2 protein-coding genes are annotated in these 2,794 nt (G+C 70.6%); both read left to right on the forward strand.

The features are described 5' to 3' along the window. On the forward strand, positions 1 to 247 hold a 247-nt coding region (locus AC1DYX_RS30045; protein WP_477265712.1), incomplete at its 5' end, for a hypothetical protein. A 440-nt stretch (positions 248 to 687) separates the two neighbouring features. Beyond that, on the forward strand, positions 688 to 2,703 hold the full coding sequence (locus tag AC1DYX_RS30050) for a glycoside hydrolase family 2 protein (protein WP_477265714.1): 2,016 nt from the start codon (positions 688 to 690) through the stop codon (positions 2,701 to 2,703). The last annotated feature ends 91 nt before the right edge of the window (positions 2,704 to 2,794 follow it).

Below are 2,794 nucleotides of genomic sequence, written 5' to 3' on the forward strand. Positions count from 1 at the left end.
GTGGACGGACGCGTTCCGCGGCCCGCAGCTGGACGGGCGCTGGACCTGGCTGCGCGCGCGCGACGCGGCGGGCTGGTCGGCCGGCCGCGACGGCCTGGTGCTGGCGACGGAAGCGACGGACCTGCACGCGGACACGAACACGGCCAGCGTGCTGCAGGCGCCGCTGCCCGACGGCGACTACCGGGTCGAGGCCGTCGTGCGGCTCGACGTCCCGGACGACTGCTGCGCGACGACGACGACTACGTGAAGCTGGTCGAGATGGCGCACGGCGGCCTGCACCAGGTCGGGTTCGCGAAGGAGATGGCGCCCGTGCCGGCCGCTTATCCGCGCTACGGCAATACGGTCGTCGGTACGCCGGCGGCGACGACCTGGCTGCGGCTCGATGTCCACCGCAGCGGGGGGGGGGGAAGAACGTTATACGGCGTATTCGAGCCGCGACGGACGCACCTGGGTCGGCGGCGGGACGCGGACCCACCGCCTCGGGGCGGACGCCCGGCTGGGCCTGGTGGCGATGGGCGGCGCCGGCCACCGCGCGGTCTTTACGCGCGTGTCGGTGGCGCGGTTGTCTCGCTGATGCGACGTCTTTGTAAGGGCTTTGTAACGGCGCGTGAAAGCCCTTGCCAGCGGGGGAGGCGGCTCATTAGAGTAGGTCTCAGGTTCCGAACGTTGAGAACAAGGAGCGCAGACGTGGAATACCCCCGCCCCCAATTGCGGCGTGCCGCCTGGCGCAGCCTCGACGGCCCGTGGCAGGCGATGCTCGACGACGCCGCCACCTATGTCGACCCGGCCGACGTGCCCTTCGACCGCACGATCGTCGTCCCTTACCCGCCCGAAGCGCGCGCCAGCGGCGTGCACGACCGCGGTTTCCACCGGCGCGTCTGGTACAAGCGCCAGATCCCGCTCGATCCCGGCCTCGTGCCCGGACAGGACGAGCGCCTGATGCTGCACTTCGGCGCCGTCAACTACCGGGCCCGCGTCTGGGTCAACGGCCGCTTCGCCGTCGAGCACCGCGGCGGCCACAGCCCGTTCACGCTCGACGTCACGCGCCACCTCGACGGCTCGATCCTCGAGATCGCCGTGCAGGCCGAGGACGACCCGCAGGACATGCACAAGGCGCGCGGCAAGATGGACTGGGAGGCCGAGCCGCACAAGATCTGGTACCCGCGCACGAGCGGCATCTGGCGCACCGTCTGGATCGAGAAGGTCCCGCGCGCCCACGTCGCGCAGCTGCGCTGGACGGCGGACGTGGCCGCCTGGCAGATCCGGCTCGACGCGGACATCGCCCACGTGCCTGCGGGCGGCATGGCCAACGTCACGCTGAAGCTGGGCGACCGCCTGCTCGTCAACGACCGCTGCCTGCTGACGGGGCCCCGGCTGTCGCGCATCTTCCAGCTGCCCGATCCCGGCATCGACGACGCGCGCGGCCTGTGGATGTGGAGTCCGGAGAGCCCGCAACTGATCGATGCCGAGGTCGAGATCCGCGCGGCGGACGGCAGCCTCATCGACAGCGTGCAGAGCTACACGGCGCTGCGAACCGTGAGCGTGGAGGGCGACCGCTTCGTGCTCAACAGCCGGCCGTACTACCTGCGCATGGTGCTCGACCAGGGCTACTGGCCGGACAGCCTGATGGTCGCATCGAGCGACCAGTTGCGCCACGACGTCCTGCTCATCAAGCGCCTCGGCTTCAACGGCGTGCGGAAGCACCAGAAGTCCGAGGATCCGCGCTGGCTGTACTGGTGCGACGTGCTCGGACTGTGCGTGTGGGGCGAGATGCCGTCCGCGTACGGCTTTTCCAGCGCGACGATCCACAGCGTGATGGACGAGTGGAAGGAACTGGTCGAGCGCGATGTCTCGCACCCGTGCATCGTCGCGTGGGTGCCGACGAACGAATCGTGGGGCGTGCCGGAGCTGATGAACGACCGGCGCCAGGTCGATTTCGTGCGCGCGCTGTACCACATGACGCGCGCGCTGGACGGCACGCGGCCCGTCGTCGGCAACGATGGCTGGGAAATGCCGTGCGGCGACCTCGTGTGCGTGCACGACTACGAACAGGAGCCGGCCGTGCTGCTGGAACGCTACGGCAGCCGCGAGGCCATCGCGTACACGCTGGAACACGTGCAGCCGGACCGGCGCCGGCTCGTCATCGACGGCTTCACGGGGCTCGGCCGGCCCGTCTTCCTGTCCGAATTCGGTGGCATTGCCATGATGAAACCGGGCGAGGAACTGGGTTGGGGCTATTCCGTCGCCCGCGACGGCAAGGAATTGCTGGCGCGTTACCAGCAGCTGATGGCGGCCGTGCACCGCTGCCGGCCGCTGTCCGGCTTCTGCTACACGCAGCTGACGGACACCTTCCTCGAAAAGAACGGCCTCCTGACGGAAGATCGCGTCCCGAAAGCGCCGATCGAGGCACTGGCCCAGGCCACGCGTGGACCGCAGGCGCACCTGCAGGACTGGGTGCTCGATCCGCTCGGCCACAGCCAGCGCTGGCGGGCGCGGCGCGGGCCCGATTTTCCCGTCGAGTGGACGCGCGTCGGAGAAACCGCAGAAGTGTTAGCCTATCCGGGAGAGCGCCAGCCGGCACAGGTGGCGGAGACGCCGGCGCCGCCCAGGGAGCCGACCCCCGGCCCGGCCAGCGGGCCGCCGGGCTTAGAACCGCGCGGGCGCGGCGCTCCGGGAGCGCGCGCACGACGCAGGGTTGCCTGACCTGGCCCGGCGCTCGAATGCTCAGTCGGGTGGGCACCCCTGTGCCCACGCGGACGTCTGCGGTTCGCCGGCGTCACGCGTGGGCACGGGG

Source organism: Massilia sp. P2_C2, assembly GCF_056404615.1.